Origin of the sequence: Ilumatobacter sp. (assembly GCF_030065885.1) — a bacterium.
Lineage (GTDB): Bacteria > Actinomycetota > Acidimicrobiia > Acidimicrobiales > Ilumatobacteraceae > Ilumatobacter.
The window spans coordinates 1-5,813 of record NZ_JASJCS010000190.1 but is presented as its reverse complement, the minus strand read 5'-3'; the positions used below and the strand labels follow the sequence as shown (position 1 = coordinate 5,813).

Genomic DNA, 5,813 nt, shown 5'->3' with positions numbered 1-5,813 from the left:
GGCACGGCGGTCTCGGTGCCGATGCGGGCCGTCAGCCCGGGCCGGTCGAGATCGGGATGGTCCGGCACGGCCGACTCGACGGCTCCGAACTGCTCGTCGACCTCACCGGTCGGCCAGATCACCTCGAACCGGTCGGCGGGGGCGACGGGGATCGGAGGCAGTCGGGTCGCTGCGCCGAGCGGGTCCGAGCCGACCTCGGGCAGGCCATCGGTCTCGAGCCGATCGATCCAGTCCTCGGCGCGTGCCTCCGGTTCGGTAGCCGCCGTCGCCTCGGGGGGCGTCACCGGCTGTGACGGTGGAGCCTCGGCCGTGGGCTCGGTAGTCGGCTCGGTGGGTTCGTGCTCGGCCGGAGCAGGCTCACCGGTCGGCTGCGCGGGGGCCGCTGCCGGAGGCGTGCTCGGAGGCGGCACGACCACATGGGCCGATGCGGTCGAGTCGGCGATCCGGTCGTCCAACCACGACGGCTCGTCCCATTCGATCATCGGGTCGAACGAGTCCGTATCGGTCCCGAACAGCGGCTCGGGAGACGAGACCTCGACCGGTGCCTGGTCGGGTGCCGGCGCCGGCAACGGGTCGCCCGGCGCGAGGTCGTACCAGCCGCTCGGCCGGTCCCAGCTGTGGACGCCCGAGGGATGGTGGAGGTAGGGCGTCGATTCGGCGCTGTGCACGTTCTGCGTCGCCAGCCAGCCGACACACTCCTCGGTCATCAGCTCGGCCATGACGAGCACGGCGTGGCGGTCGACCGACGGCACCCGTTCGAACAGGCGGCCCAGGTGCTCGCCGCCAGCCACGCGCATGGCTCCGTGTTCGAGCTGCGCGGCGTTCAGCGCGCCGGCGTCGACGAGGCGCGAACCGAGCGACGGGTCGGTGATCCGCTCCGCGAGGTAGATCCGGCCGCGGTCGAGGTAGATGTGCACCTCCGGAAACGTGTCGAACACGATCCGGCCGGTGAAACGATGCTCGCGAGCGGCGTCGAGCACCACCCAGCCCGGTCGTGGGAACGTTCCCGCCAGGCCGAACAAGTCGGCGTCGACCGCTTCGCGTTCCATGGTCATGCCGCACCCGCCAGGGCGAGCACGCGCTCCACCGGCTCGAGGAGCTCGTCCCTGGTGCGCTCGAGACGGTCGAGGACGGCCAAGAGCGCCTCGATGACGACCTTGCGTCCCGACTCGTGCTCGATCAACTGGCACGGCACGACGGCTTCGCTCGCGAGCGCGCCGAGCTGGCGGGCGACGAGCACGGCGACGTCGCGGTCGTCGCATCGATTGACGGCGACCACCAGCGGCACGCGCAGATCCGCCAGGAGCTCTCGCATCGCCTCGCCCGCCTCGGCGTGCGTGTGGTCGGCCTCGGCGTCGACGACGTAGACGACGACGTCGACGTCACCTTTCATGATGTCGGTCATGAACCGGAACCGGCTCTGACCGGGCGTGCCGAACATGAGGAGCTGGACGTCGCCGTCCTCGATCGCGTACGTGCCGAAGTCCATCGCCACGGTGGTGAACTGCTTGATCTCGGCTTCGGCGCCGGTGGCGACGACGTCGGTCTCGACGACCGTCGTCTGCGAGACGGCCTGGATCAACGACGTCTTCCCGGCCGCGAACGGACCCGTCACGAGGACCTTGAACACATGTCCGGCGCGCGCGTCAGCATGAGCGGTCATGTGTGTTTCCTCCTTCGGGTGGTTCGTCGGAGGCGGTGGTCGACGCCCCCGGTCATCGCTTGATTCTCACGGAATGTATCGGCCGATCACAGTGTGATCTTGAGTCGGCGACCACCGGCGCGGCGACCGAACGCCGTCGTCTCACCACCGGTTTCCCGCTAGCCTCGCTCGACGGAGAGGTGCCCGAGCGGCCGAAGGGACACGCCTCGAAAGCGTGCGACGTGCAAGCGTCCGTGGGTTCAAATCCCACCCTCTCCGCCACGAACGACCGCCGGCGCCGACATGGCCTCGGCGGTCGTTCCGCGTCCAGTGACGAGACGTGCGCGGGGCTTCAGCGGACAGGTGCGCCTTGCGCCGCGAACGGCTTGCTCGTCACCTTGCCTCACAGGCGACTCCGTGCACCGCAACGATTGGGGCGCCCCGCCGATCGGCTGAGCTCCCAGGCACATCACGGCACTAGCGGCACTCGGTCTCGTCGGCCGGGGGTTCGAGGTCGATCAGGTAGTCGTTGACCACCTCGATGACGCAGCGGTTGACGCCGTAGCCGGTGTGCTGGTCCGCCTCGACGACGACGAGCCGGCCGTCTTCGAGGATGTTCGACATCCGCACCGTCGACTCGAACGGGGTCGCGGGATCACCGGTGGTGCCGATCACGACGATCGGCCCGGCGCCATCGCCGGTCACGGTCGCACGCGGCTCGATCGCCTCGGGGAAGAACGAGCAGAAGAAGCCGCCCGCCGAACCCTCGGGCACCAGCCTCGGCGCGACCTCGGTGAAGAGCTCCTGCTCGGCCTCGACCTCGTCGACGGTGGGACGCTCGGGCGTGTCGGCGCACGAGATCGCCTGGAACGCCTCCAGCTCGTTGCCGTACGTGCCGTCACTCGCCCGTTGGTAGTAGTTGTCGTGGAGCGCCAGGAGCCCGCTGCCGTCGCCGTCGGCCGCGGCCCCCAGCGACGTCCTGAGCGCCGCCCAGAACGACTCGGAGTACATCGCCTGGATCACGGCGATCGTGGCGACGTCGCGATTCACCCGCGGTCGACCGGTCTCGCCGATCACCGGATCGGCGTCGAGGCTCACCATGAGCTCTTCGAAGGCCGACTCGGCATCACCGTCGTTGTGCAGCGGGCATTCCGTGTCGGCGCTGCACCGTGCCAGGAACTTGGTGAGCGAGGCCTCGAAGCCCGCCAGCTGCTGGAGGCTCGACTCGAGCGCGTCGGCCTCGGGATCGGCCGCACCGTCGAGCACGGCGGCGCGCACGGTCTCGGGGAACAGCGTCGCCCACGTCGCCCCCAGCTCGGAGCCGTAGCTGAAGCCGAAGTAGCTGATGGTCTCCTCGCCCAGCGCACGCCGGATCGAATCCATGTCGCGTGCGCTGTTGTTCGTGCCGACGTGCTGGATGATGTCGGCGTTGTTGGCGACGCACTGGCGGGCGAAGTCCTGCGCGGTCTCGACGAGCTCGGTGCGCTCCTCCTCGGTCTCGGGCGTCGAGTCGATGTCGGTGAAGTACGGGTCGTAGTCGTCGATGCAGTCGATCGGGGGGTCGCTCTCGCCGGTGCCGCGCGGGTCCCAGCCGATGATGTCGAACCGCTCGAGCAACGGCCGGTCGAACACCTGGGCCGCGAAGAACGCGTAGTCGCTCCCGCCGAAGCCGGGGCCGCCCGGGTTGACGAGCAAGCTGCCGACCCGGTTGTCACTGTCGATCGCTCGGTAGCGGGCGAGGAAGAGCTCGAATGTGGGACCGGCCGGGTCGTCGTAGTCGACCGGCACCTCGAGCGTGCCGACGTCGACCGCGTCGTTGAACTCCTCCCACTCGATCGCCGCCGGTTCGAAGGGTCCGTCGGCGCCGTCGCCGGCGTCACCGTCGCCGGTGACGGTGTCGCCGCCCGTGCCGCCCGTGTCGCCGTCCGCGACGCCGGCCGACGTGGCATCACCCGCCGAGTCGGACGAGCCGGAGGAGTCCGCATCGCCGGCGGCGACGGACGCATCGTCGTCGGACTGCCGGCTCGACGTCTCGGACACCGCGCTCGGCGAGCACGCCGCGGCGAGCAGCGCTACGGCACCGGCGAGCGCGGCGAGGCGTGAGGGGATCAGCCGCCCGGACATCCGAACAGGCTACGGGCCAAGCGTCACACTGCGGGCGCGGTGGCACGGGCCGGCCGTAGCCTGGCCGGCATGCGGATGGGGCCCCACATGATGATGCCGAGGGACACCGAGGCGCTCAAGGACGCCAAGCTCGCCCGCGGCACCGGGCGCCGGGTGTGGGAGTTCGCGCGGCCCTACCGCACCACCATCGCGGTCTTCCTCGGTTCGATCGTCGTGGCGGCACTCCTGGCACTCGTGCCGCCACTGGTCGTCCGCGAGATCATCGACGACGCGATCCCGACCGAGGACCGGTCGGCGATCTGGTGGCTGGCCGGCCTCGCGGTCGCCGCCGCGCTGCTCGACGCCGCGCTCCAGATCCTGCAGCGGTGGTGCAGCGCCCGCGTCGGCGAGGGGCTGATCTCCGATCTCCGCCAGGCACTCTTCGCGAAGGTGCAGCGCCTCCCGGTCGCCTTCTTCACGCGCACCCCGACCGGCGCCATCACGAGCCGCCTCAACAACGACGTCGTCGGCGCCCAGACGGCGGTCACCAGCACGCTCGGCAGCGTCGTCAGCAACGTGATCGTGCTCGTCACCACGCTGCTCGCGATGCTCGCCCTCGAATGGCGCCTCACGCTGCTGGCGCTGATCGTGCTCCCGATCTTCGTCGTCCCGGCGCGCCGGGTCGGGCGGCGGCTGCAGGCCATCTCGCGTGAGCAGATGCAGCACAACGCGGCGATGAACACGCAGATGACCGAGCGCTTCAACGTCTCGGGCGCCGTGCTGGTCAAGCTGTTCGGATCGCTCGGTCGCGAAGCCAAGACGTTCGGCCGCCGTGCCGAGGCGGTTCGAGACGCCGGCGTGCGCTCGGCGATGCTCGGGCGGGTCTTCTTCGTCGCCCTCGGTCTCGTCGCCGCCATCGGCACGGCCACGATCTACGGCATCGGCGCGCAGCTGGTCGTCAGCGGCGACATCAGCACCGGCACGCTCGTCGCTCTCGCTGCGCTGGTCACGAGGGTGTACCAGCCGCTGACCGGTCTCACCAACGCCCGCGTCGACCTGATGACCTCGATGGTCTCGTTCGAGCGGGTCTTCGAGGTGCTCGATGCGCCCGAACCGATCACCGATCGGCCCGGCGCGATCGATCTCCTCCAGCCGCGCGGGGCGGTCGACTTCGACGACGTCACGTTCCGGTACCCACCGGCCGACGAGTCGTCGATCGCGTCGATGGAGACCGTCGCCGTGCCCGGCGCCGATCCCGACCACGACGTGCTGCACGGGCTCTCGCTGTCGATCGCACCCGGTGAGACCGTCGCACTCGTCGGGGCGTCCGGTGCCGGCAAGAGCACGCTGGCGTCGTTGATCCCGCGCCTCTACGACACCACCGCCGGCGCAGTGCGCATCGACGGGATCGACGTGCGCGACCTCACGCTCACCACGCTCCGGAGCGCGATCGGCGTCGTCTCGCAGGACCCACACCTGTTCCACGAGTCGATCGGCGACAACCTCCGGTACGCCGCTCCCGAGGCCGGAGACGACGAGCTGATCGAGGCGTGCCGGGCGGCGCGCATCCACGAGACGATCGCCGCACTGCCCGACGGCTACGACACCGTGGTCGGCGAGCGCGGCTACCGGTTGAGCGGGGGCGAGAAGCAGCGCCTGGCGATCGCCCGCCTGCTGCTCAAGAACCCGGCGATCATGATCCTCGACGAGGCCACGAGCCACCTCGACAACGACAACGAGGCGCAGGTGCAGGCGTCGATCGACGCCGCGCTCTCGGGGCGGACCGCCCTGATCATCGCCCACCGCTTGTCGACCGTGCGCTCGGTCGACCGCATCGCAGTGCTCGACGGCGGCCGCATCGTCGAGGTCGGCACCCACGACCAACTCGTGACGGCCGACGGCCTCTACGCCGCCCAGCTCCGAGCGGGCGAACTGCTCAGCGTCGCCGACTAGTGCCGTGACCGGCAACGTTTGCGCTGTTGCGCGCCGAGTCGAACGTGCCGCTGGCAAGGCGCGGCGACGAAGGAAGTGCCGGCGGCCTTGCCGTGCGCACTCTCGAGGAAGCCGG

At 70.3% G+C, this 5,813-nt stretch carries 3 protein-coding genes, 1 tRNA gene and 1 pseudogene; 2 read left to right on the top strand and 3 right to left on the bottom strand.

Annotated features, from left to right (window positions below; genetic code table 11):
- Positions 1-1,055, bottom strand: a pseudogene (locus QNJ12_RS23325) (hypothetical protein); the annotation flags it as partial.
- A complete protein-coding gene (locus QNJ12_RS23320; protein WP_300626455.1) occupies positions 1,052-1,663 on the bottom strand; it encodes an ATP/GTP-binding protein in 612 nt (203 codons plus the stop codon). The pseudogene QNJ12_RS23325 and the gene QNJ12_RS23320, both read right to left, overlap by 4 nt.
- A gap of 173 nt (positions 1,664-1,836) precedes the next feature.
- Between QNJ12_RS23320 and QNJ12_RS23315 the strand changes: the two genes are divergently transcribed.
- Positions 1,837-1,924: transfer RNA gene (locus tag QNJ12_RS23315), tRNA-Ser, on the top strand.
- A 195-nt stretch (positions 1,925-2,119) separates the two neighbouring features.
- Here QNJ12_RS23315 and QNJ12_RS23310 read toward each other — a convergent pair.
- On the bottom strand, positions 2,120-3,766 hold the full coding sequence (locus QNJ12_RS23310) for an alpha/beta hydrolase (protein ID WP_300626453.1): 1,647 nt from the start codon (positions 3,764-3,766) through the stop codon (positions 2,120-2,122).
- A gap of 69 nt (positions 3,767-3,835) precedes the next feature.
- Between QNJ12_RS23310 and QNJ12_RS23305 the strand changes: the two genes are divergently transcribed.
- On the top strand, positions 3,836-5,698 hold the full coding sequence (locus tag QNJ12_RS23305; protein ID WP_300626451.1) for an ABC transporter ATP-binding protein: 1,863 nt from the start codon (positions 3,836-3,838) through the stop codon (positions 5,696-5,698).
- Positions 5,699-5,813: the final 115 nt, after the last annotated feature.